This window comes from Brachybacterium huguangmaarense, from assembly GCF_025725725.1.
In the GTDB taxonomy this organism is placed as follows: domain Bacteria; phylum Actinomycetota; class Actinomycetes; order Actinomycetales; family Dermabacteraceae; genus Brachybacterium; species Brachybacterium huguangmaarense.
In genome coordinates this window covers 1,882,385-1,906,815 of the sequence record NZ_CP107020.1, presented here as the reverse complement: position 1 = coordinate 1,906,815, position 24,431 = coordinate 1,882,385, and the positions used below count along the sequence as shown (strand labels likewise).

Annotated in this window: 16 protein-coding genes and 1 pseudogene; 7 read left to right on the top strand and 10 right to left on the bottom strand. The window is 74.4% G+C overall.

All coding sequences use genetic code 11. From position 1 onward, the window contains the following. Positions 1–43 precede the first annotated feature (43 nt). The 4 genes from BRM3_RS08500 to BRM3_RS08485 are packed head-to-tail and all read left to right on the top strand — an operon-like array spanning position 44 to position 6,790. A complete protein-coding gene (locus BRM3_RS08500) occupies positions 44–1,921 on the top strand; it encodes an ABC transporter ATP-binding protein (RefSeq protein WP_263592899.1) in 1,878 nt (625 codons plus the stop codon). Further along, on the top strand, positions 1,918–3,360 hold the full coding sequence (locus tag BRM3_RS08495; protein WP_263592898.1) for a glycosyltransferase: 1,443 nt from the start codon (positions 1,918–1,920) through the stop codon (positions 3,358–3,360). The genes BRM3_RS08500 and BRM3_RS08495 overlap by 4 nt, the downstream gene beginning before the upstream one ends. Continuing rightward, the gene (locus tag BRM3_RS08490) at positions 3,357–4,562 is read left to right on the top strand and encodes a glycosyltransferase family protein (protein WP_263592897.1); all 1,206 of its coding nucleotides are present in this window, start codon (positions 3,357–3,359) and stop codon (positions 4,560–4,562) included. The genes BRM3_RS08495 and BRM3_RS08490 overlap by 4 nt, the downstream gene beginning before the upstream one ends. Further along, positions 4,559–6,790 (top strand): glycosyltransferase, encoded by a 2,232-nt coding sequence (locus BRM3_RS08485; protein ID WP_263592896.1) that lies wholly within the window; start codon positions 4,559–4,561, stop codon positions 6,788–6,790. Before BRM3_RS08490 ends, BRM3_RS08485 begins: the two co-directional genes overlap by 4 nt. Positions 6,791–6,799: 9 nt before the next feature. Here the strand turns inward: BRM3_RS08485 and BRM3_RS08480 are convergent, their stop codons facing one another. From BRM3_RS08480 to BRM3_RS08445, 8 genes and pseudogenes are all read right to left on the bottom strand, one after another. Then, positions 6,800–8,869 carry a DUF6541 family protein gene (locus tag BRM3_RS08480; protein WP_263592895.1) on the bottom strand — a complete coding sequence of 690 codons (2,070 nt, stop codon included), beginning with the start codon at positions 8,867–8,869 and terminating at the stop codon, positions 6,800–6,802. Positions 8,870–8,908: 39 nt separating this feature from the next. Further along, a complete protein-coding gene (locus BRM3_RS08475) occupies positions 8,909–10,399 on the bottom strand; it encodes a glycosyltransferase (protein WP_263592894.1) in 1,491 nt (496 codons plus the stop codon). Continuing rightward, positions 10,396–11,406 (bottom strand): Gfo/Idh/MocA family protein, encoded by a 1,011-nt coding sequence (locus tag BRM3_RS08470; RefSeq protein ID WP_263592893.1) that lies wholly within the window; start codon positions 11,404–11,406, stop codon positions 10,396–10,398. Before BRM3_RS08470 ends, BRM3_RS08475 begins: the two co-directional genes overlap by 4 nt. Continuing rightward, positions 11,403–12,509 carry a DegT/DnrJ/EryC1/StrS family aminotransferase gene (locus BRM3_RS08465; protein WP_263592892.1) on the bottom strand — a complete coding sequence of 369 codons (1,107 nt, stop codon included), beginning with the start codon at positions 12,507–12,509 and terminating at the stop codon, positions 11,403–11,405. Before BRM3_RS08465 ends, BRM3_RS08470 begins: the two co-directional genes overlap by 4 nt. Before the next feature lie 206 nt (positions 12,510–12,715). After that, positions 12,716–13,351: pseudogene (locus tag BRM3_RS08460) on the bottom strand (acyltransferase); the annotation flags it as partial. A 30-nt stretch (positions 13,352–13,381) separates the two neighbouring features. Then, positions 13,382–15,094 carry a 5-(carboxyamino)imidazole ribonucleotide synthase gene (locus BRM3_RS08455; RefSeq protein ID WP_263592891.1) on the bottom strand — a complete coding sequence of 571 codons (1,713 nt, stop codon included), beginning with the start codon at positions 15,092–15,094 and terminating at the stop codon, positions 13,382–13,384. Between the two features lie 51 nt (positions 15,095–15,145). Continuing rightward, positions 15,146–16,528, bottom strand: coding sequence for an ATP-binding protein (locus BRM3_RS08450; RefSeq protein ID WP_263592890.1), 1,383 nt, complete (start codon positions 16,526–16,528; stop codon positions 15,146–15,148). A gap of 3 nt (positions 16,529–16,531) precedes the next feature. Next, entirely contained in the window at positions 16,532–17,227 is a 696-nt protein-coding gene (locus BRM3_RS08445) for a response regulator transcription factor (RefSeq protein WP_263592889.1), read from the bottom strand. A gap of 1,059 nt (positions 17,228–18,286) precedes the next feature. On the opposite strand from BRM3_RS08445, the gene BRM3_RS08440 reads away from it, so the two are divergent. Then, positions 18,287–20,179 carry an HNH endonuclease gene (locus BRM3_RS08440; RefSeq protein ID WP_263592888.1) on the top strand — a complete coding sequence of 631 codons (1,893 nt, stop codon included), beginning with the start codon at positions 18,287–18,289 and terminating at the stop codon, positions 20,177–20,179. Between the two features lie 161 nt (positions 20,180–20,340). On the opposite strand, the gene BRM3_RS08435 is transcribed toward BRM3_RS08440, so the two are convergent. Together BRM3_RS08435 and BRM3_RS08430 are read right to left on the bottom strand one after the other, a co-directional pair. Continuing rightward, on the bottom strand, positions 20,341–21,471 hold the full coding sequence (locus BRM3_RS08435; protein WP_263592887.1) for an adenylate/guanylate cyclase domain-containing protein: 1,131 nt from the start codon (positions 21,469–21,471) through the stop codon (positions 20,341–20,343). A gap of 83 nt (positions 21,472–21,554) precedes the next feature. Continuing rightward, on the bottom strand, positions 21,555–22,385 hold the full coding sequence (locus tag BRM3_RS08430) for a biotin--[acetyl-CoA-carboxylase] ligase (RefSeq protein WP_263592886.1): 831 nt from the start codon (positions 22,383–22,385) through the stop codon (positions 21,555–21,557). Between the two features lie 128 nt (positions 22,386–22,513). Here BRM3_RS08430 and BRM3_RS08425 point away from each other — a divergent pair, with 128 nt between their 5' ends. Together BRM3_RS08425 and BRM3_RS08420 are read left to right on the top strand one after the other, a co-directional pair. Next, positions 22,514–24,103 (top strand): acyl-CoA carboxylase subunit beta, encoded by a 1,590-nt coding sequence (locus tag BRM3_RS08425; RefSeq protein ID WP_263592885.1) that lies wholly within the window; start codon positions 22,514–22,516, stop codon positions 24,101–24,103. Next, complete coding sequence (locus BRM3_RS08420) at positions 24,100–24,417, top strand: hypothetical protein (RefSeq protein ID WP_263592884.1); 318 nt, start codon at positions 24,100–24,102, stop codon at positions 24,415–24,417. The genes BRM3_RS08425 and BRM3_RS08420 overlap by 4 nt, the downstream gene beginning before the upstream one ends. Positions 24,418–24,431 lie beyond the last annotated feature (14 nt).

Genomic DNA, 24,431 nt, shown 5'->3' with positions numbered 1-24,431 from the left:
CGGGTGCGACACGAGCGACTGTACCGGGCCGAGGGCCCGTAGCATGGCCGACGTGAAGGCGCTCCTGACCATCATCCGCCGGCTGCTCGCGGTCCTGCCCCCGGGCTCCTCGCGCTTCATCCTCGTCTTCGCGGCGATCCTCGGCTCCCTCGCCTTCCTCGACATCGCGGCGCTCGGCCTGCTCGCGCTCCTGCTCGGGCCGATGCTCTCGGGCAGCTCGGTGCACGTGCCCCTCGTCGGCTGGACGCTCAGCACGCCGGGGCAGTTCGCGGGCGCCCTCGTGGCCGTGTGCGCGCTCATCATCGCCAAGGACGTCGCGGCGATCTGCGTGCAGCGCGCCTCGACCCGCCGCTTCGCGCGCTTCGAGCAGGCGCTCGGCGCGCAGCTGCTCGACGCCTTCTTCTACGCCCCGTGGACCGACCGCCTGAAGCGCAACTCGACGGACCTCGTGCGCTCGACCGACGTGGGCGTCGCGTCGACGGTGACGGGCGTGCTGGTCCCGTTCACGCAGCTCATGGGCGAGGTCTCGACGTTCGTCGCGGTGCTCGTCGTGCTCGTCGTCGCCCAGCCCATGGTCGCCCTCGTCGCGGGCGTCTACTTCGCGCTCGTGGTGGTGCTGCTCTACCGCTGGGTGCTGCGCCGTGCGGTCGCCGCCGGCCGCGACAACCGCACCTACTCGACCCGCTCGGTGCGCCTGGTCGCCGAGATGGTCCAGTCGCTCAAGGAGATCACGCTGCGCGACAAGGCGCAGGAGGTCGAGGACGTCGTGCTCTCGGTGCGCCGGCGCGCATCGCAGTCGCGCGCCGACCAGACCTTCCTCGGCTCGGTCCCCCGCTACGTGCTCGAGATCGCCCTCGTGGGCGGCCTCGCGATCGCCGCCGGCATCGGCTACGCGCAGAACGGCATGCCCGGCGCGCTCACCTCGCTCGCCCTGTTCGGGGTGGCCGGCTTCCGCCTCGTGCCCTCCCTCACCCGCTTCCAGACGATCATGGGCCAGACGGGCGCGAACATGCCCTACGCCGAGCGCGTGCTCGAGGAGATCCGCACCGGCCGCGCCCACCGCGCCGCCCACACCGAGACCCTGAGCGGCACCGAGCTCGCGGGCGAGACCCACGAGCTCGTGCTCGACGGGGTCTCCTTCACCTACCCGGGCTCCGAGGCCGCCGCCGTGCGCGACATCTCGCTCACCCTGCCGTTCGGCTCGACCCTCGCGCTCGTGGGCGAGTCCGGCTCGGGCAAGTCGACGCTCGTGGACATCATGCTGGGCCTGCTCACGCCGTCCTCGGGCACCCTCTACGTCGACGGCGTCCCCCTGCCCCAGTGCATCCGGGCGTGGCGGCGCCGGGTCGGCTACGTGCCCCAGCAGGTCGCCCTGTTCGACTCCTCGGTCGCACACAACGTCGCCCTCACGTGGGAGGACGCGAACATCGACGAGGAGCGGGTGCGCGATGCGCTGCGACGGGCCCAGCTGCTCGACGTGATCGAGTCGCGGCCCGACGGCATCTGGGGCACGGTCGGCGAGGGCGGCATGGCCCTGTCCGGCGGGCAGCGCCAGCGCCTCGGCATCGCCCGGGCGCTCTACGACTCCCCGAGCGTGCTGTTCATGGACGAGGCCACGAGCGCGCTCGACACCTCGACCGAGGCCGCCGTGACCGACGCCGTCAAGGAGCTCGCCGGGCAGGTGACCGTCGTGGTCGTGGCCCACCGCCTGGCCACGATCCGCCACAGCGACCAGGTGTGCTTCCTGCGCGACGCCGAGCTCGTCGCGCACGGCACCTTCGACGAGGTCGTCGAGCAGGCCCCCGACTTCGCGCGGCAGGCGGCCCTGGCCGGGCTGCTCGACGAGACCGCGTCCCCCGACCCCCGCGAGGCGGACCCCCTCGCCGACGCCCTGACCGACCAGCGGACGGAGATCCTGTGACGACCCTGCCCTCCGGTGCCGACGGGCCCGCTCCGCTGCGGACCGCCGACGGGCGCCCCCCGCGCGTGGCCGTGCTCGTCTACAACGACTGCCACAACGACGCCCGCGTGCTCAAGGAGTGCGCGTCGCTGCGCGCGGCGGGGGCCGAGGTCCGGATCATCGCTGTCGCGCGCGACCTGGCGGGCTACGGCCCGGGCCTCACGCACGTCGGCGACGGGATCGAGCTGTCGCGTCAGCGCGAGTTCTCGCTGCGCACCTACGCGCCCGCGCTCGCACCGCTCACGGCGCGTGTCGCCGCGGCCGGCCGCCGCGCCCCTGCCCCCGGCATCGCCACGGCTGCACCCACCGTGGCACCGGCCGTCGTGCCCGACGCCGGCCGGACCGCGTCCCGGCGGCCCGCGGTCCGGCTGCCCGCGGCCCGGCTGCGGAGCGCCCTCGTGCGCCGCGCCGCCGACCTCGGCGACCGCGCCTTCCGCTCCCTCGCGCTGGGCCACTACTGGGTGCTCGCGGTCCTCGACGCCGTGGCCTGGCGCCCCGACGTGGTGCACGCCAACGACGGCAACACGCTCGCACCGGCGCTCGCCGTCCGCGCCCTGACGGGCGCGAGCATCGTCTACGACGCCCACGAGCTGTGGACGCGGCGCAACGTGCGCGGCGACCGCTGGCTCGCCCCGCACGTCGAGGCCGCGATCGAGCGCCTCGGCGTGGCGCGCGCCGCGGGCGTCATCAGCGTCTCCCCCTCGATCGTGCGCTGGCTCGAGAGCCGCTACGCCCTGCCCGTCGCCCCGACGCTCGTGCGCAACGTCCCGCCGGCCGCCGCGCCCCCGCGCCCCGAGGACGGCCGGCTGCGCGAGCTCGCCGGACTCGCCCCGGACGACCGGGTGATCGCGTACGGGGGCCGCATCACCACCTCGCGCGGCCTCGAGGAGACGCTCGACGCGCTCGCCCTGCTGCCCGAGGACGTGCACCTGGTCATGCTCGGCTACGGCGAGGAGACCTACCTGCGCACCCTCGGCGAGCGCGCGGACGCCCTCGGCGTCGCCGCACGCGTGCACCGGGTCGGGCCCGTGGCCCCCGACGAGGTGTCGACCGCGCTCGCCGACGGCGACGTCTCCGTCGTGCACGTGCGCCCCACGTGCCTCTCGTACGAGTACTCGCTGCCCAACAAGCTGTTCGAGTCGATCCGGGCGGGCCTGCCGGTCGCCGCCGCGGACCTCCCCGACATCCGCGAGGTCGTGACCTCGCTCGGCGTCGGCCGCGTGTTCGAGGAGGACGAGCCCGCCGACCTCGCCGCGACCCTCTCGTCCCTGCTCGAGAGCCCCGAGGCCTACCGCGACCACGCGCACGCCGCGGCGCCCGGCCTCGTCTGGGAGCACGAGGCCGACCAGCTGCTCGCGCTGTACCGGCGCGTCCTCGACCCCGCGGAGGGCGCCCGATGACCGCCGCGCCCTCCCCCGGCGGCGCCCCGCGCCCGCGTCTGCTGATCCTGTCGTTCTCGCCGATCGTGGGCGATGCCCGCGTGCTCAAGCAGGTGCGCCTGTTCGCGCCCGACTACGACGTCACGACGTGCGGCTACGGGCCCGCCCCCGAGGGCGTGGTCGATCACGTGCGCATCCCCGACGAGCTGCTCAACTGGCGCCTCTCGCGCCCCCTGCTGATCCTGCGGCGCTTCCGCGCCGCCCAGGAGCGCCAGGAGGTCGTGCGCTGGGCCCGCGAGCGCCTCGCGGGCCGCCGCTTCGACGTCGTGCTCGCCGACGACGCCGAGACGGTGCCGCTGGCCCTGTCGCTGCACCCCGACGGCGGCGTGCACGCCGACCTGCACGAGTACGCGCCGCGGCAGAAGGAGGGGGTGCCGCGCTGGCGCCTGTTCGTGGCGCCGTACGTGCGCTGGCTGTGCCGGCGCTACGTCACGCGCGCCGACTCGGTGACGACGGTCGCCGAGGGCCTCGCCGCGGAGTACCGGCGCGAGTTCGGCCTCGACGTGCACGTCGTCACCAACGCGACGCCCTACCGCGACGCCGCCCCGCGCGCGGTGCACGATCCGATCCGGCTGGTCCACTCCGGAGCGGCCCTGCCCGACCGGCACCTCGAGCGCACGATCGACGCGATGGGGATCGTCACGGGGCCCCTCACGCTCGACCTGTACCTCACGCGCAACGACCCCGCCTACATCGAGCGGCTGCGCGAGCGCGCCCGCACGGTCGCCGGGGACCGGGTGCGGGTGCTCGACCCGGTGCCCTACGCCGAGCTGCTCGACGTGCTCGCCGACTACGACGTGGGCGTCTTCTCGATCCCGCCGGTGTCGTTCAACTACGCCCACACCCTGCCCAACAAGCTGTTCGACTTCGTCCAGGCGCGCCTGGCCGTGGTCGTCTCCCCCTCGCCCGAGATGGCCGCGGTGGTCCGCGCGCACGACCTCGGGCTCGTGACCGACGACTTCGAGGCACCCTCGCTCGCGAGGGCCCTCGACGCGCTCACCCCCGAGGACGTCGCACGCTGGGCCGCCCACGCCGACGCGGCCGCCCGGGAGCTGTCGGCCGAGAACCAGGTGCGCGGCTGGGCCGAGCCGGTCGACCGCCTCGCCCGCCGCGCCGGCGTGCCCCCGCGGCGCGGCGCCGCCCCGAGACAGGAGAGACCGTGAGGGTCACCGCCGTCACCACCTGGTTCCCCACCACCCGGGCGCCCGCACGCGGCTCCTTCGTGGTGCGCGACGTGCACGCGATCGCCGCCCTGCCCGAGGTCGACGAGGTGCGCCTGGTCCATCTCGTGCCGCCCGCCGACGACGACGGCACGCGCCGCCTCGTGCACGAGGGCATCGAGGTGCTGCGCATCCCGATGACGGTCTCGGACCCCCGGTCCATCGCACGGGCCGCCCGCGCGCTGCGCACCGCCGTGGCCGGCGCCGACGTCGTGCACACGATGGCGCTCTCGTCGGTGCTGCCCTTCGTGCTGCGCCACCCCTGTGCCGCCTGGATCCACACCGAGCACTGGTCGGCGTTGACCACGCCCGCGAGCCTGAGCGGCCCCGCGCGCGCCGCCCTGCCCGCCCTCGTGCGCCTGCTGCGCCGCCCCGACACGGTCACGGCCGTGTGCGAGCTGCTCGCCCGGCCGATCCGCGCGGTGCGCGGCGCGGCCCCCACCACGGTCGTGCCGTGCATCGTCGAGCCGGGGCCGCTCACGACGCGCCGCGACCGGGCCGACGGCACGCTGCGGCTCGTCTCGACGGGCGGCCTCATCGAGCGCAAGGACCCGCTCGTGGCCGTCGCGACCGTCGCCGAGCTCGTCGCCCGCGGCGTCGACGTCCGCCTCACCTGGCTCGGCGACGGCCCGCTGCGCGAGGCGACGCTCGAGCGGGCCCGCGCCCTCGGCGTCGACGACCGGGTGGAGCTGCCCGGCAACGTCGACGGCGAGCGGGTGCGCGCCGAGCTCGGCGGCGCCGACCTGTTCTTCGGCCCCACCCGGGCCGACAACTTCTTCGTCTCGGCGGCCGAGGCCCTCGTCGCGGGACGTCCCGTCGTGCTCGGCGCCACGGGCGGCCAGGGCGAGTACGTGCGCGCGAGCGTGGGACGCCTCGTCGACGTGCAGGACCCCGTGGCCTACGCGGACGCGATCATGGACCTCGACGCCGCCACGCGCGACCTCGACGCCGCGCAGATCGCGGCGACCATCGGACACGCCTTCTCCTCGGCCACCGTCGGGCGACGCTACGGCGAGGTCTACGCCGCCGCGCTGCAGCGCGCGCCCCGGGCCGGCGGGCGCTCGGCAGCCGTCGCCGAGGGGGCCGTCGGCGAGGGCCGGGTCGAGGTCGTGATCGCCTGCCACAGCGTCGAGCGTCCCCTCGCCCGGGCCGTCGCCTCCGTCCTCGAGGGCAACGGCGACGTCGCCGACCTCACCGTCGTCGCCCACAACATCGAGCCCGAGGCGCTGCGGGCGCAGCTGGCGCCGGAGCACCGCGACGCCGTCCGCTTCCTGCACCACCGCGACGCGCACCGCTCGGCCTCCGGTCCCTTCAACGCCGGGCTGGCCGCGAGCCGTCACCGCCTGGTGTCGATCCTCGGCTCGGACGACCGGCTCGAGCCGGGTGCCGTCGCGAGCTGGCTCGCCGTGCGCGAGCGCACGGGCGCCGAGCTCGTCCTGACCCGTCTCGCGCTCGGCCGGCCCGGGGCGATCGTGCCCACGCCGCCGGTGCGCCCCTGGCGACGCGGGCGCACCGACCTCGTGCGCGACCGCCTCGCCTACCGCTCGGCGCCGCTCGGGCTGATGGACCGCGTGGCCCTCGACCGTCTCGGGCTGCGCCTCGTCGAGGGCGCGGGGGTCGGCGGCGACGTCGCCTTCGTGACCCGGCTGTGCGCCGAGGCCTCGACCGCCTACGACGCGGGCGGCCCGCCGTACGTGATCGGCGAGGACGCGGGCGACCGCGTGACCTACGAGGTGCGGCCGATCGACGAGCAGATCGGCTTCGTGCCGCCCCTGCTCGAGGCCGCCTGGTTCGCGCGCCTGCGCCCCGCGGCCCGCCGCGCGATCGCCGTGAAGATCCTGCGCATCCACGTCTTCGGCGCCGTCCACTACCGGCCCGATCCGGCGTGGTGGAGCGCCGATCAGCGGACCGCGCTCGCCGCCCACTGCTCGGCGCTGCTCGAGGCCGCCCCCGGCTGCGAGGCGCCGCTGTCGCGCGCCGAGCGCTCCCTGCTCGACGCGTGCCTCGATCCGACCGTCGACGCGGAGGTGCTCATCGCCCGCTCGGTCGCGCGGCGCCGCCACGGCCGGCCGTCGACCCTCGTGCCCCGTGCGCTCGGCCACGCGCTTGACCGGGAGGCTCCGCTGCGGTTCATGGGCGCCTCGCTCGCGACCCGGCTGCGCCGCCGCTGAGGCGCGCTCTCAGCAGGGCAGGACGAGGCGGTAGAGCACGTAGTCGCCCGAGCGGTCGACGACCCGCAGGTCGCCGGCGGGCATGGTCCGCAGGCCCTGCCACAGCAGGTTCTCCTCGGGCGTGCCGAAGTAGTCGCCGTCGCGCGCCGACTCGTCGCGGTACAGGTAGGCGACGTGGAGGTCGGTGAGCGACGTGCACACCTTGGCGTCCTCCCGGTACTCGTCCCCGTAGCGCGCGACCCGGCGCCCGTCGAGGGTCTGCGGGCCCGCGAGCGAGGGGTAGACGACCTCGACCCCGCCGAGCGACCAGAACAGCGGGGTGCCGTCCCGGGGGTCGCCGAGCACGACCGCGCCCGGCGGCAGCTCGGCGGCGGCGCGCTCGATGAAGGCCCGCTCGGGGGCCGTCACGTAGGGCTGGAGGTGCAGCCCCCAGGCGCCGTAGGCGAGCGATCCGACGAGCCGCACGCGCGTGGGCACCGCGGCGCCGATCACGGTCACGACCACGAGCACGGCCGCGACGATCGCGATCAGGCGCCGCGAGGTCCGCTCCGACATGCCGCCCGTGCGCCCGTGGGGGCGCCACAGCAGGCCGCCGCACGCGAGCACCATGACCGACATCGCGAACAGGGGCGCGATGCGCTCGCGCGCGCCGTACCACGGGGCCGACAGCGCCCGGAGGGCCGGCACGTGGGACTGGGTGGCATAGGTCAGCACGACCGCGATCACCGCGCACACGAGCGCGACCAGCAGCGCGCGGCTGCGCAGGAGCACCGCGCGGACGGCCCCCACTGCCGCGAGCGCGAGCAGCGGCAGCATGAACAGCGGCTCGTACGGCAGGGCCCGCACGCGCGGACGGTCGCCCAACAGCACGAGCAGCGGGGTCAGGGCGTTGGTCGGCTCCTGGTGGGTGAGCTCGGCCATCGGCGCGAGATGGGCGATGACGACGCGCACCACCCCGAAGCCGCCGACCAGCAGCGCCGCGAGGGCCGCGGCCCCCAGCACGCGCCGGCCGCGGGTCTCGAGCAGCGCGAGCGCGGCGATCAGGGCGATCGCCCCCATCACGACGGCGAGGGTGATGAGGATGCTGGGGTGCACCGAGGCGGTGCCGCAGATGACGAGCGCGGCCGCCCCGCGGCGCCGCAGCCCCACCTCGCCGCGGTGCAGCAGCTCGGCGAGCGCCCCGACCGCGGCGGGCAGGAGCGCGACGGCGAAGGCGAAGGGCCACAGGCCGAACACGAGCGCGGTCGCCGGCAGGCTCAGGAACAGGGCGCTCGAGCACGTGATGGCGGCGATCGCGAGCGCGCGCGGGAGGGGGTCGCGGCGGCGCGGCACGACCGTGTGCAGGAGGGCCGCGGTGCTCGGCGCGACGAGGCCGAGAGTGACGAGCACGGCCGCATTGGCGGCCGTGATCACGTCGCCGGGCAGGAGGGAGGCGACCATGTGCCACGTGGTCGGGTAGTAGGCCTGCGCACCGCCGTACATGGGCGCGAGCGCCGTGAGCGGGAAGGCGTCGCCGTCGGCGCGGATGAAGGCGAGAGCGGAGTAGTGGAAGAACGCGTCGTACGAGCCGTTGAGGGTGTCGATGCCTCCCATGCCAGCGAGGGCGGGCACGACAACCGCGGCCGATCCCGCGAGCGCGCCGAGCGGCAGCACGGCGGCGGCGATCCGTGCGCGGCGCCGGCGGCGCCGGCGCGCCTCGTCGAGGGCGTGCGGGTCCGCGGGGTCGATGTCGGGGTCGACGGCCCGGGCGACCACGTCACGCGCGCCGGGGCGCCCGTCGGGGCGGCGACCGGCCCGGCGGGGCCGGGACGTGCGGGCGCGGTGGGCCAGGCGGCCCGAGAGCAGGGCGCCCGCGCCGAGCGCGAGCACCATGATCGCGAGCACGAGCAGCACGGCCCCGAGCCGCCAGGGGATGCCGAGGGCGGACAGCACCGCGGAGGCCACCAGGAGCATGAGGCAGCTGACGGGCGGGGCGTAGCCGATCACGAAGGGGCTGCGGGCCCGCACGATGAGCAGGGAGGCCAGGCCCGGCAGCACGACCAGGCAGGCCGCGAGCAGGAGGGGGACGACGGCGTCCAAGCGCTCTCCTCCCTCCGGGCGGCCGCGCGGCGCGGTCGGTCAGCGCGCGGCCGTGGCACGCACGACGCGCAGGAACTCCTCGATGACCCGTCCCGGGTCACGATCGGCCAGGATACGTTCCCGGGCCTCGCGACCCGCGGACGTCCGCGCCGCGGGATCGGCGAGCGCCCGGATCCGGGCGACGGCCTCCTCGCGATCGGCGACGACCCAGGGGCCCGGGTACACGCTCGCCGCGCCGCCGTAGGCGACGTCGTCGGGCCAGTCGCGCACGACGGGCACGCACGCCGCGGCGGCGGCCTCGGCGACGAGCTCGTGGCTGCCCTCCGAGCGCGAGGTCGACAGCACGAAGCCGGCTCGCGCGAGCACGGCGTCCATGTCGTCGCGCTGGCCGAGCGGGACGACCGCGTCCCCGAGGGCCGCGACCCGCTCCCGCAGGGCCCGCGCGGCCCGGACGGCGTCGTCGGTGCCGGTCGTCCCGGGGGGCGGTCCCAGGAGCAGCAGGCGCCAGCTCGGGTCGTCGGCGTGCAGGGCCTCGAGCACGTCGAGGGCGAAGCCCGCGTCCTTGCGGGGGCGGGCCCAGCCGTCGTGCACGAGCACGCGCTCGGCCCCTGCCTCCTTGGCCGCGGCGAAGCGGTCGAGGTCGCCCACGTTGGGCACGAGGTGCACGCGGTCCTCGGCGAGCCCGAGCTGGTGGCGGACCCGGCGGGCGATGTGGCCCGCGATGAAGATCCAGTCGTCGACGCGCGCGGTGTCCACGAGATGGATGTAGGGCGTGTCGAGCTCGTAGCGGTGCACGCGGGTGAGCAGCGGGACGCCGTGCGCGGCCGCGCCCACGCCCTCGAGCAGCGACATGTAGGCGAGCGTGCGGTGGCCCCATTCGACGAGCACCGCGTCGCACGCGGCGAGGGCCTCGGCCAGCGCGGGCGGCGGGGCCAGGCGCCGTCCGTCGCGCGCGGCGCGCAGCCGGGCGGCCGTGAGCGGTCCCTCGCGCAGCGTCGCGGCGAGGTCCAGGTCCTCGAGGTCGAGCACCTGGACGGTGACGTCGTCGCGCGCGCGCAGCGGCACGAGGACCCGCTCGATGAAGGTCAGGTTGCGGTAGGCGACGACGAGCAGGCGCAGCGGCCCGTCGTGCCCGGCGGCCGGCTCCGACGACGAGGACAGGGCCGGCGGGGGCGGGGCCGGCAGCGGGAGCGGGAGGGGCCCGTGCAGGAGGCGCCCCGTGACGCTGCGACGGAACGGGGCGACGACGGCGTCGTCGGTCGCGGGAGCGTGCCGGGGGGCGAGGGCGGCGAGACGGGCCGGGGCGAAGGCGAGCAGCTGCGCCTTGGTCGCGAGGTCCGCGGCCACCTCCAGGTCGCCGCCGTCGAGCGCCCGGTCGGCCTCGGCGAGCAGCCGGTCGATCGTGCGCTCGGTCCGCGCCGAGGCGGGGCCCGTGCCGAGCGCGGCCCGCTCGGCGACGAACGCGGCCGCGGCGCCCCGCGCACCGGGCAGGTGCCGCAGTGCGGGGGCGAGGCGCCGCACGAGGCTCACCGGGCGTCGCGCTCCTCGATCTCGACGACGCGGCCGTCGCGGGCCGAGGCGAGGACCGCCTCGACCGTGCGCACGGTGTGCAGGCCCTCCCGCATGGTCACGATGTTCGAGGCGTCGCCGCGCACGGCGTCGCGGAACGCCTCGTGCTCGGTGCGCAGCGGCTCGGTGCGGGTGAGGGCGTAGCGGACCATGTCGCCCTCGGACACGCCGCGGAACGAGGCCATGGACTCCCACACGTTGGTGGGGGCGTCGGCGTTGGCGAAGAAGGTCAGGTCGGCCGTGAGGGTGTCCCCGACCAGGGAGCCCTTCTCGCCCGTGACGACGGTGACGCGCTCCTTGAAGGGCGACAGCCAGTTGACGAGGTGGTTGGTGATCGTGCCGTCGCGCAGGCGGCCGGTCGCCGAGACCATGTCCTCGGACTCGCGCCCGCTGCGGCGGGTGGAGAACGCCGCGACCGACTCGTACGGGCTCTGGGCGACCCATGCGGTGAGGTCGAGGTCGTGGGTCGCGAGGTCCTTGACCACGCCGACGTCGGCGATGCGGGCGGGGAAGCCGCCCTGGCGCCGTGTCGTGATCTGGTAGATCTCGCCGAGCTGGCCGTCCCCGATGCGGGAGCGCATGGCCTGCAGGGCGGGGTTGTAGCGCTCGATGTAGCCGACGGCCCCGACCAGACCGGCCCGCTCGAAGGCGCCCGCGATCTCCTCGGCCTCGGCGATGTCGAAGGCGAGCGGCTTCTCGACGAGGCAGTGCACGCCCGCCTCGGCGAAGGTGAGCGCGACGTCGCGGTGGAAGGCGGTGGGCACCGCGACCACGGCGTAGTCGATGCCCGCGGCGATGAGCGCTTCCGCGTCGGGCAGGATCTCCTTGCCCGGGGCGGCGCCGTGCGGGTCGCCCTGCGGGTCGGCGACGGCGACGAGCTCGACGTCCGGGAGGGCCGCGAGGTTGCGGGCGTGGTGGCGGCCCATCATGCCCAGGCCGATGAGGCCTGCGCGCAGCGGCGCGCTCATGCTCCCGCCTTCGCGACGGTGTTGACGGCCTCGACGATGCGCTCGCGGTCGGTCTCCGTGAGGCTCGGGTGCACCGGCAGCGCCAGCACCTCGCGGGCGAGGGTCTCGGTCACCGGCAGGTCGAGGTCGAGCCCGTAGGAGGGCAGGCGGTGCACGGGCGTCGGGTAGTAGACGCCGCAGCCCACCTTGTGCTCCTCGCGCAGGGCGGCGGCGAAGGCGTCGCGCTCGGCGGCCGTCGCGCCCTCGACGCGGATCGTGTACTGGTGGTAGACGTGCGTCGCGTCGGCGCGCACCATGGGCGTGACGACGCCGCGCAGGTTCACGTCGAAGAAGGCGGCGTTGGCCTGGCGCTGCGCGGTCCAGCCCGCGAGCTTGGTGAGCTGGACGCGGCCGATCGCGGCGTGGATGTCGGTCATGCGGTTGTTGAAGCCGGCGACCTCGTTGGCGTACTGGACCTCCATGCCCTGGTTGCGCAGGAGCCGCACGCGGCGGGCGAGCTCGTGGTCCTCGCACGCGACCATGCCGCCCTCGCCCGAGGTCATGTTCTTGGTCGGGTACAGCGAGAACATGCCGAAGACGCCGAACGTGCCGACCTGGCGCCCCTGCCACGTGGCGCCGTGCGCCTGGGCGGCGTCCTCGGCGATCCACAGGCCGTGCCGCTCGGCGATCGCGACGATCGCGTCCATGGGGGCGGGGTGGCCGTACAGGTGCACGGGCTGGATCCCGACGGTGCGCTCGGTGATCGCGGCCTCGAGCGCCGCGGGGTCCATGCAGAACGTCTCGGGGTCGACGTCCACGAACACCGGGGTCGCGCCCGAGACGGCGACGGCGTTGGCGGTCGCCGCGAACGTGAAGGAGGGGACGATGACCTCGTCGCCCGGCCGGAGCCCGGCGGCGAGCATGCCCAGGTGCTGACCCGAGGTGCCGGAGTTCACGGCCACGCACTCGCGGGAGCCCGCGAGCTCGGCCGAGAACTCCTGCTCGAAGGCGGCGACCTCGGGGCCCTGGGCCACCATGCCCGAGCGCAGCACGCGGTCGACGGCCTCCCGCTCCTCGTCGCCGATCAGCGGCCTGGCCGCGGGGATCATCGCGTCGTCGTTCATGCGTCCTCTCCAGGAGTGTCGTTCAGGGGGCCTGCAGTCCTGCGGTCGGCGTGGCGGTCCGAGCCACGCCCCGTGAGGCGCTCGACGAGGGCCGAGGCGGCCGCACGCGGGGAGCTCGGGGCGGGCGCGTCGCCGTGGTCGGCGCCCTCCTCGGGCGTCTCCTCCGCGCCGCGGGTGGTGGCGCCGGTGGCCTCGGTGGCCCGGCGCAGGCCGCCCGTGGTCTCGTCGGGCACGTACCAGTCGCCGGTGGCGGGGCACACCCATGCGTCGGTGCCGTCGGAGGCGGGCTCGAGCGGCTCGCCGGCGCGGCCGACCCAGGCGATGCGGCGGGCGGGCACGCCAGCGACGAGGGCGTGGGGCGGCACGTCCCGGATCACGGTCGAGCCGGCGGCCACGAGGGCCCACGCGCCGATCGTCACGGGCGCGACGCACACGGCGCGGGCGCCGATCGAGGCGCCCTCCTGGCAGGTCACGCCGACGGGCTCCCAGTCGTGGGCCGACTTCGGGGTGAGGTCGGGGTTGACGGCGCGCGGGTAGTGGTCGTTGGTGAACACGGCGGCGGGGCCGACGAACACGCCGTCGGCGAGCTGCGCGGGCTCGTAGACGAGGGCGTAGTTCTGGACCTTGCAGGCGTCGCCCATGTGTACGCCGCTGCCGATGTAGGCGCCGCGGCCCACGATGCAGTCGCGTCCGAGGACGGCGCCCTCGCGCACCTGCGCGAGGTGCCAGACGGCGCTGCCCTCGCCGATGGTCGCGTCGTCGGAGACGTCGGCGCCGGGCGCGACGCGGTAGGCGGCGGACGGCGGCGTGGGGGCCTCGCCCCGGGGGGGATCGTCGTGCATGGTGACGAGCCTATCGGCCGTGCCGGACGCTCACAGGGACGATCGCAACGACTCGCCCTTGCGGATCGCGCCCGCCCGCAGGTCCCCCTGGAAGCGCACCATCTGCTCGCGCAGGGCCAGGGAGTCCTCGTCGGTGCCGGCGGCGAGGATGCGCGCGGCGAGGAGCCCCGCGTTGCGGGCGCCGCCGACGGAGACGGTCGCGACCGGCACCCCGGACGGCATCTGCACGATGGACAGCAGGGAGTCCATGCCGTCGAGGTGGCGCAGCGGGACGGGCACCCCGATCACGGGCAGCGGGGTCACGGCCGCGAGCATGCCGGGCAGGTGGGCCGCGCCGCCGGCGCCCGCGATGATCACACGGATGCCGCGGCCGGCGGCCTCGCGACCCCAGCGGATCATGTCCTCGGGCATGCGGTGGGCCGAGACCACGTCGATCTCGAGCCCGATGCCGAAGTCGGCGAGCACGTCGGCGGCCTCGCGCATCACGGAGAAGTCGGAGTCCGAGCCCATCACGATGCCCACGGCGGGGGCGGTCGACGGGTCGCGGGGGTCGGTCACGGTCATGCGGTCTCCTCGGTCGGGGCGGGGGCGTCGGGGGGTGATGCCGTCGACGATGAGGCGCTCGGCACGGCGGGCCCTGCCGCGCACCTCGTCGAGGTCGGCGCCGGTCACGGTCACGTGCCCGACCTTGCGGCCGGCCCGCACGGACTTGCCGTACAGGTGGACCTTCACGCCGGGGTCGAGGGCCATGGCCTCCGCGGCGCCGGCGGCGAGGTCCTCGCGCGCGCCGCCGAGCAGGTTGACCATGACGGCCCACGGGGCCAGCGGCGAGGGGTCGCCGAGCGGGAGGTCGGCGACGGCGCGCAGATGCTGCTCGAACTGGCCGGTCACGGCGCCGTCCATGCCCCAGTGCCCGGTGTTGTGGGGGCGCATGGCGAGCTCGTTGACCAGCACGGCGCCGTCGGCGGTCTCGAACAGCTCGACGGCGAGCATGCCGACCACGTCGAGGTCGGCGGCGATGTCCAGGGCCAGGCGCTGGATCTCCCGCTGACGGTCCGCGTCGAGCCCGGGGGCCGGCGCGATCACCTCGAAGCAGATCCCGTCGGCCTGGGTGGACTGCACGACGGGGTAGGCGACGGCCTCGCCGCCGGGGCGGCGCGCGACCTGCGCGGACAGCTCGCGCGTGAAGTCGACGAGCTCCTCGACGAGCAGGGTCCCCGAGCTCTCGAGCCAGTCCCGGGCCTGCTCGGCGCGCTCGATCACGCGCACGCCGTGGCCGTCGTAGCCGCCGCGCGGGGTCTTGACGACCGCGCGTCCGCCCGCCTCGGCCAGGGCACGGTCGAGCGAGGCGATGTCGGAGGCCTGCCACCAGCGGGGGCACGGATGGCCCAGCGCGGTCAGGCGCTCGCGCATGACGAGCTTGTCCTGGGCGTGGGCGAGGGCTGCGGCGCCCGGGCGCACGGCGGTCGCGCCGTCGGCCTCGATGCCGCGCAGGATCGGCTGGGGCACGTGCTCGTGGTCGAAGGTGAGGACGTCGCAGCTCGCGGCGAGGGCGCGCACGGCCTGCTCGTCGTCGTGGTGGCCGAGGCGGACGTCGGCGGCGACCGCGGCGGCGCTCTCGGCGGGGTCGGTCGCGAGCACGGCGAGCGGCAGATCGAGCTCGACGGCGGCGGGGATCATCATCCGGGCGAGCTGGCCGGCGCCGACGACGCCGATCCTCCCGGGGCGGGCGGTCTCAGGCACCCGGCCAGTCTAGGTGCAGTTGGTCCTGACGTCGCGCCGCCGGCCGCGGTCTCAGGGGCGGTGGTGCGGGCGCTCGGACCCGCCGGTGCGCCCGGAGCGGCCGCGGCGGCGCGGCATCACGCTCCCCTGCTCGGACGGGCGGGCGGGAGCGGCGTCCTCCGCGTCGTCGCCGTCGTCGCCCGGCGCGGAGATGAGGAACACCCCGAACACGGCCGGGCTCTCGGAGAGCAGCTCGAGGCGTCCGCCGTCGTCCTCGACGAGGGTGCGCGCGAGGGCGAGGCCGACGCCCGTCCCGGAGGACTTGGCGCCCGAGATGGAGCGCTCGAAGACGCGCTTGCCGAGGCGCGGGTCGATGCCCTCCCCCTCGTCGGACACCTCGATCACGGTCGAGCGCTCGTTGCGGCGCACCTTGACCTGGGTGCGCCCGCCGCCGTGGGCGAGGGAGTTCTCCACGAGGGTCGCGACGACCTGGGTGAGGGGGCCGATGGATCCCCACACGGCGGCGGTGCGCGGCACCTGGATGTTCAGCTCGCGCCCCGCGGCGCGGAAGGCGGGCGACCATTCCTCGCTCTGCTGGGTCAGCACGCTGCGCAGCTCGACCACGCCGGGGGTCCGGCGCTGGGAGGAGCGCGGGGCGTTGATGAGGTCGTGGACCACCGAGGTGAGGCGGTCGATCTGCTCGAGGGAGATGCGGGCCTCCTCGCGCACCCACTCCTCGGAGCTCGTCGCGAGGATCTCGTCGAGCCGCATCGAGAGCGCCGTCAGCGGGGTGCGCAGCTGGTGGGAGGCGTCCGAGGCGAGCGCGCTCTCGGCCTCGAGCCGCTCGTTGAGCAGGGCGCCGGAGTTGGCGAGCTGCTCGGCGACGGTGTCGATCTCGGGGATCCCGCTCGCCTCCCACGGGGCGCGCGTGCGGCCCGTGCCGAGCGCCTCCGCGCGCAGCGTCAGGCGTGCGAGCGGCGCGGAGATGCGCTGGGCCTGCCACAGCGCCACGGACACGCCGATCGACAGGGAGGCCAGGCTCGCGACGATGATGAGCACCCACGCGCTCGCGGTCTGGGAGCGCGCCTCCGACTGCGGGATCGCGACGGTGACGATGTCGGAGTGCAGGCCGGGCCCGGACGCGGTCGTGGCGTTGCGGCCCGCCGGGGCGCCCGCGGAGATGGGCTCCTGGCCGGGCATGGTGACGGTGACGCGGAAGCGCAGGTTGGTGTTGGCGGGAGAGGACACGATCGACTGCAGCATGGCCTCGTCGACCGGCTGGCCGCGGGAGATGCGCTGGTCGATCGTGGTGACCGTCTGCCGACGGATCTCCCAGGCCGTGTTGCTGAGGTCGCGCTGGACGATGCTCAGCCAGGACACCGCGAGCGGGATCCCGAGCATGAGCGTGGAGAGCAGGACCGTGATCAGGGTCGCCTGCAGGATCCGCTGGCGCACCGGTCAGCTCTCGGGACCGGTCTCGAACCGGAAGCCCACCCCTCGCACGGTGGTAATGCGACGGGGGCTGGTGGCGTCGTCCCCGAGCTTGCGGCGCAGCCACGAGATGTGCATGTCGAGGGTCTTGGTCGACCCCCACCACTCGGCCCCCCACACCTCACGCATGAGGTCGTCGCGGGTCACGACGCTGCCCGCCTCGCGGACGAGCACGGTCAGCAGGTCGTACTCCTTGGCCGAGAGGGACAGCTCCTCGCCGTCGACGTGGGCGCGGCGGGCGGAGACGTCGAGCTGGACGCCGTTGACGTCGAAGCTGTCCGAGGCCTCCCCGAGGCTCTGGCTGCGCCGCAGCAGGGCCCGGATGCGGGCCTGCAGCTCGCCCAGCCGGAAGGGCTTGGTGACGTAGTCGTCGGCGCCCGCGTCGAGGCCGACAACGGCGTCGACCTCGTCGGCGCGTGCCGTGAGGATGAGCACGGGAGCCTCGAGGCCGCCCTTGCGCAGGCGCCGGCACACCTCGAGGCCGTCGATGTCGGGCAACCCGAGATCGAGGATCACGAAGTCGACGGGGTCGCCGGTCGAGGCGAGCGCGAGGGCGTCCATGCCCCGCGAGGCGCGGGACACCTCGTAGCCGTCACGGCCCAGTGCACGGGAGAGGGGCTCGGCGATCGCGGAGTCGTCCTCGACGAGTAGTAGTCGTGTCACAGCGGCGATTGTACGAGGTCGTGCTCCGCGTGGCGGGGCCCGCGCGCTGCGAGGGGGATGAGAAGGGTGTGTGCGGGGTACGGCGGATGGGTACGCGGACGGGAGTCGCGGGCGGAAGTCGGGCCGCGTGTCGCCGGGGGCCGAGGTGCGGGCGGGAGAGGACCGTGCTGGCACCAGGCGCGGCGGCACGATCGTCGAGTCTGCACTTTCGGGTGGAATTCTCGAGGAATTCCACCCGACATGACGATCTCGATGCGCCGGGCGGGGTTCATAGCGCCGACAAGGGCGATGTCGATGAAGGGCGCGGCGCGGGAATGCCACACGGCGGGGCCTCGTGCACCGCCGATCTCGCGCCCCCGACTCCGACGCCACGCAGCGCCCGGGCAGGCGTCGTCGGCGCCGTGGCGAACGCGCCTTTGGCGGGGCGCTCCACGTCTCTGCCCCAACCGTCGGCGCGTCGGCGCGCGAGCACGACGGGGCATCCTCCAGGCACAGCGGAGCCCGTATCGCTGTCCAGTGACCCGGCGCCCATACCCGAGTGCCGTCATATGGCGTGGGCGAGAGCACCTGCCGTTCCGTTCCCGGTGCTCGCTTCCCCACCGCCGTGCGCACGACGTCCATCGCACCCGCGGCTGGTCGTCACAGCCCAGGCCGTTCGTCGCACCCGGCGGGACGTCGCGCACCGCGAGGATTCGTCGACCGACGGGCGGGCCAGCGGCACTGGCATCCGCACCGACTCCGACCTCGACCTCGACCTCGACCTCGACCTCGACCTCGACCTCGACCTCGACCTCGACCTCGACCTCGACCTCGACATAATCAAGTTCCCGCATTCCCTCCCCATGCAGAGTTGTCCACATTCTCGAAAAGGGCTCCGGGGTCGGGTCCCGTTTGTCAGACCCCCTCGGAAGAATAGGGGGCATGACGACGATGCGGGATCATTCGAGGGCCGAGGGTCCGGGGCGCGATGACCGCGCCCGGGCGCTGGGGGCGAATGGTTCTGCGCTGTCGCGGTCGGGAGGGGGTGACCTTCCGTTGGGTGGCAAAGGCGCGGGGTCGATGCCCGCCAAGGGAACGGCATCGACGCGCAATGACGGGTCGTTGCCCTCGGGAACCCGGCCGCTTTCAGGTGCTCCCGCTCCTGATGGCGACACCGCGGTCCCGGCTGGCGATGCCCTGTCAGATGTCCTGACCCAAGCGAAGACGCTCAGCCGTGATGGTGCGGCACGGGAGGTCGTGGCGTCGATCATCACCGGCGTTCTCGCGGCGGTCGAGGCTCCCGTGGCGATGCGGGATGCCCTGACCGACACTGAACCCGGCTCCGTCGCGGAGGCCCTGGGTGTGGTGGGGGTGATCGATCAGCTTCGCTCCACGCTCGCGGCTCTGGATGCGACGTGGCAGGTGATGGCCGCGACCCGGATCGCCGACGCCGACGCCGCACGGGGTGTTCCTGCGGCGGAGCAGGGCCGCGCGGCCGCGCAGGAGCTGAGCCTGGCACGCCGAGTCTCGCCGTCGGCGTCGTCGATGTCTCTGGCCGCGTCGCAGCGCCTGGTCACCCAGCTCCCCGGCACCTTCGCCCTGCTCGCCTCGGGGCGGGTCACCGAGCAGCAGGCCCGGGCGATCGCGGTCGCGCTCGATGACGTGGACCCTGATGTCGCCGAGTCCATCGATGAGGCCCTGACCGCGGACCCTGCACGCCTGAACGGTGTGGGCACACGCCGTCTAGGTGCCGAAGTCCGTGCTCTACGTGACGCGAGAGACCCGGATGATGCCCGGCACCGTGCCGCGCGGGCGGCGCGGGGACGCTGTGTGCGGACGCGCCTGCTGGAAGACCACATGGTCGCGGTGACCGCGACCGTGCGGGCCGTGGATGCCAGCGCGGTGATGAAAGCCCTTCGTCTCGAGGCCGAGGCCCGTCGTGCTCAGGGGTCGATCGATGGGGTCCGGGCGCTCGAGGCTGACGCCCTGGTCGACGCGATCACCGGCGGCGACAGGGCACTCGATCCCTCCGCTCCGGGCGAGTCACTGCTTGATGTCGAGTTCGAGGGGATTTCGCTGCCCGGTGGAGCGGCCGTGCTCGACACGGACGGACGCGGCGTGATGCTCGATGACACGCGCGATCTGGACGTTCCAGGCCCGGGCCACGGTGGCGACCAGGACCTCTCAGGCCCGTACAAGGTGCGTGCCCCTGACTTCCCCGGCCACAGCGACCGTTCGACGGATCGTTACCGTCGCCGCCGCATCACCATCGGCGTGGTCATCACCGACCGTGCACTCTTGGCCCCGGACGGGGGCGGAGAGCTCGCCCACCTGGAGGGCTACGGCCCCATCCCGGCCCACATCGTCACCGACACTCTTCGTGGGAGCCCGCCGGGGTACAAGAACAACCCGGGGTGGGACGAGCACCCCGACGCCACCACCAGCGCCGTCATGAGACGGCTCTACACACACCCCAGAACGGGTGAGCTGGTGGCCATGGACTCCCGCGCCCGGGCATTCCCCGCGCCGCTGGAGCAGATGGTCCGGTGGCGGGAGTCGACGTGTGCCAGTCCGTGGTGCAACGCCACCGTCCGCCACATCGACCACATCACCCCACACGCCTACGGTGGCGCCACCTCCTACGCGAACGCGCAGGGACTCTGCGTCCGCTGCAATCTGCTCAAGGACCACGCCGGCTGGACCGTCACCCCCACCCGCGATAGTGGCGGCACACCCGCCGTGACCTGGACCAGCCCTGGCGGCGCGAGCACCACCTGCCACCTCACGCCCCCCGGGCCCCGTGAGAACACCGACGATCCCTCAGATGTCGAGGCCAGGAGCCCCGAAGCCCACAGGACCAGCACCACGAGCGATCCCGCCGACCGTCCACCAGACTCCACCGCCACCAGCCCACTGCACACAGACGACGACTCCGACACCCAGGACCACCCGCCACCCGGACCCGATGCGTGAGGGACGGAAGGTCGTGAGGGACGAAAGGGACGGAGAGGTGGCGCCGCCCGTGCCCGATCAGCCGGCAGGGCACACCCGCCCGTCTCCTCGTCAGAGACTCAGTCGCCACTCCCCACAAGACTCACCCTCCAGCCCCGTGAGAGACCCACCGACAGCGCCTCTCAGAGCGTGAGCGACAACGGGACGGAGTTGCCCCGCCGCAGCTCGACGACCTCGACCGGGCCGATCCCGTGGAGATCGTGCACCTGGCTCTCGAGCGTCTCGAAGGAGCCGGGCAGCGCAGCGGAGACGGCCCGTGCGGTCGACGCGTCCACGATGACGCTCCCGGGCTGCGCCACTCCCTCGAGCCGGGCCGCCAGATTCACGGTCGGGCCGAACACGTCGCCGTACCGCGAGAACATGGGCCCCCATGCGAGACCGACGCGCACGTCGGGCAGGCCCGGCTCGGCCTCGATCGACTCCGAGAGGCTCAGCGCGATCTGGGCGCCGTCCTCGGGCGTGTCGGCCAGGAACATCACCTCGTCGCCGACGGTCTTGACGACGCGGCCGCCCCCGACCGAGACGATGTCGCGGCACACCGCCTCGAAGTCGCCGATCACATGCGCGAGCTCGGAGCCGCTCAGCGACTGGGCCAGCCGGGTGAACTGGACCAGATCGGCGAAGCCGACGGCCCGCTGGAGCGGGAACAGCTCGTCGGGCTCGTCGGCGCCGACGCTGTTGAGCACCTCGGTGCCGGCGCGCGCCGAGTACGAGGCGAGCTGGCGCCGGAACGCGTACATGGTCTGGTTCTCGAACACCTCGAGGAACTGCGGCATCACCTCGAGCATGCGCTGGCGCGCCTCGGCATCGGTCATGCCCCGAGACGACTTGGCCTCGTCGACGAGAGCCTCGGTGAGCCACATCGCCAGGCGTCCCATGTGGTACCCGAGGCCGCGCGAGAGGTTGGCGAACGTGCGCTCGGAGATCTCCCCGTTCTCGACGAGCGCGGCGAGGTCGCCGATCGCGTCGGCGTCGTCGTCAGTGAACACGACCGTGTCGCGGTCCACGGCCGTGAAGCCCATGGAGCGCCAGTAGACGGCCGTGAGGCGCTCGGGCACTCCCTGGTCATCCGCGAGGTCCCGACGCGAGTAGCGGCGCGGGCCCTGCAGGAGGACCTTCTCAAGCGCGCCGATCGCTCGGCGCACCTCGGCGAAGCGTCGGTTGAGCTCGCGCGCCGCCTCGAGATCGGCATCGGGTGCCGCCGTCCCCTCGACTCCGCCGCCCTCGCCGGGTGCTCCGCTGTCGGTCGTCACCGCGCCCCTTCCGTCAGTCCTCGTCCTGCCGTGTCCTGTCGTGCGCTGCGCCCTGCTCGTGCCCCGGCTCGCTCCGTCCCGTCTCACACCGCGTCGCGCGGTGAGGCGGCAGGCCGGACATGGTGGACGTCGCCCACGTCGACCGCGCGGGTGCTCCCTGACGAATCCTCGATCAGCAGGCGGCCCGCCGCGTCGATGCCGGCGGCCCGCCCCACGACGTCCTCCCGGTCTCCGATGCCGGTCACCCGCACCGCGAGACCCGTTGTGACACAGGTCTCACGATAGCGGTCCGCCTGGCCGCTGACCAGCGCGTCGCCCCCCGCGGCATCGAGAAGGGAGAGCTGCTCGGCGACGGCGTCCGCCACCCGTCGGGCGAGCTCGCGCGCGCCCTGCGGCGGCCGGCCGATCAGCTGCTCGAGGGTGACCGCGCCCTCGACCGGCCGGCCGTCGGCGTCGCGCACCTCGCCGGCCCGGTTGATCCCGATCCCGATCAGCAGGCGGCCGGCCGGATCAGCCTCGACCAGGATGCCCGCGAGCTTGCGCCCACGGGAGTCGTGCACATCGTTGGGCCATTTGAGCCCGATGCCTCCCTCTCCCCCGCGGCCGTGCGGCGTGAGGCCGGTCGACGCGGCGAGCGCATCGATCACGCCGAGCCCGGTCACGAGCGGGTACCACGTGCGGCGCTCGATCGGCGTCGTGGGCTTCCAGGCCACGGTCAGGGCGAGCCCCGCGCCGGGCGGCGTGGTCCAGGCGCGGCCCAGCCGACCGCGTCCCCCGCGCTGGTCGTCGGTCGCCACGGCGAGCGGAGCGCGCGCCGCGCCCGTGGCGAGCAGCTCCCGCGCGTCGTCCTGCGTCGAGCCGGTGCGCTCGCGCCACAGCAGGGTCGGCACGGGGGCGGAACGGTTCTCGGACATGCGCGGTGACCTCCTCCGACATCCAGGGCGCCCCGCCGGGCGGCAGGACCCCGGTAGCGTAGTATCCCGATGTTCGACCGCCGCCATCCCGGGCACGACCACGGGCGCGGAGATGAAGGAGATCTTTGGTGACCGACGCCCCGAGGCCCGTGAGCACGGCACAGCGACTTGAGGACCTGTCCGACCGGGAGCAGCGCGCTGTCGCCGCCGCCGGCGAGGTCGCAGTCGCGAAGCAGCATGCCCGCGGCAAGAAGACCGCCCGCGAGCGCATCGCGGACCTGCTCGACGAGGGCTCCTTCGTCGAGACCGACCGGTTCGTCCAGCACCAGTCCCATGCCTTCGGGATGGAGCAACGACGCCCGGAGGGCGACGGCATCGTCACCGGCTACGGCACCATCGACGGCCGCCAGGTGTGCGTCTACTCCCAAGACTTCACCGTGTTCGGCGGCTCCCTCGGCGAGGCGCACGGCCGCAAGATCCAGAAGATCCAGGACCTCGCGCTGTCCACGGGCGTGCCCATCATCGGGATCCTCGACGGCGGCGGCGCCCGCATCCAGGAGGGCGTGGCCTCGCTCGCCGCGTTCGCCGGCATGATGCGGCGCAACACCCGCGCCTCGGGCGTGATCCCCCAGATCTCCCTCGTGATGGGCCCCGCCGCGGGCGGCGCCGTCTACTCCCCCGCGCTCACCGACATGATCGTCATGGTCGAGAAGACGTCGCACATGTTCATCACGGGCCCCGACGTGATCCGCACGGTCACGGGCGAGGACGTCGGCTTCGAGGAGCTCGGCGGCGCACGCGCCCACTCGACCCGCTCGGGCGTCGCCCACTACATGGCACCCGACGAGGACGAGGCGATCGAGTACGTCAAGGACCTGCTGTCCTACCTGCCCGCCAACACGCTGACCCCCGCCCCGGCCTACCCGGCGGCGTTCGACGAGACCCCGACGCCGGAGGACACGGCGCTCGACCGCCTCATCCCCGACTCCCCCAACCAGCCCTACGACATGCTCGAGGTGCTGCGGGCGGTCCTCGACGACGGCGAGTTCCTCGAGATCCAGCCGCTGTTCGCGCAGAACATCGTCGTCGGCTTCGGCCGCGTCGAGGGCCACAGCGTGGGCATCATCGCCAACCAGCCCTCGCACTACGCAGGCACGCTCGACATCGACGCCTCCGAAAAGGCCGCGCGCTTCGTGCGCCTGTGCGACTCCTTCAACGTGCCCGTGCTGACCTTCGTGGACACCCCCGGCTTCCTGCCCGGCACCGACCAGGAGTTCGGCGGCATCATCCGTCGCGGCGCCAAGCTCCTGTACGCGTACGCCGAGGCCACGGTCCCGCTCGTCACCGTCATCACCCGCAAGGCCTACGGCGGCGCCTACATCGTGATGGGCTCGAAGGACCTCGGCGCCGACATCAACCTCGCCTGGCCCACCGCGCAGATCGCGGTGATGGGCGCCCAGGGTGCCGTCAACATCCTGCACCGCCAGCGGCTGCGCACGACCGCGGAGAACGGCGGCGACGTCGACGCCGAGCGCGCGACCCTACAGGCCGAGTACGAGGAGCGCTTCGCGACCCCGTACAGCGCCGCCGAGCGCGGCTGGATCGACGGCGTGATCCACCCGTCGGAGACCCGGACCCAGGTGGTGCGCGCCCTGCGCGCGCTGCGCACCAAGCGCGAGACGCTGCCCACCAAGAAGCACGGGAACATCCCGCTGTGACCGCCTCGACGGACGCCGCCCCGACGCCCTCCGCTCCGACGCCCTCCGCTCCGACGGCCCCCGCGGAGACGCCGCTGCCGCGCCCCGAGGTCAGGATCGTCACCGGGCACCTCTCGGACGCCGAGGTCACGGCCGTCGTGGCGGCGCTCGCGGCCGTCAACGCCGCGAGCCACGCCGAGGCGCACGAGCGCGCCCTCGCCCAGGGCTCCGCCGCCGAGAGCTGCGGCTGGGACGACGCCGTCCACCGTCTCCCGGGCATGCACGCCGCGCGTGCCCAGGCGACCGCGGCCGCCTGGCAGTTCTCGCACCGCTGAGCCCGCCGGGGCCG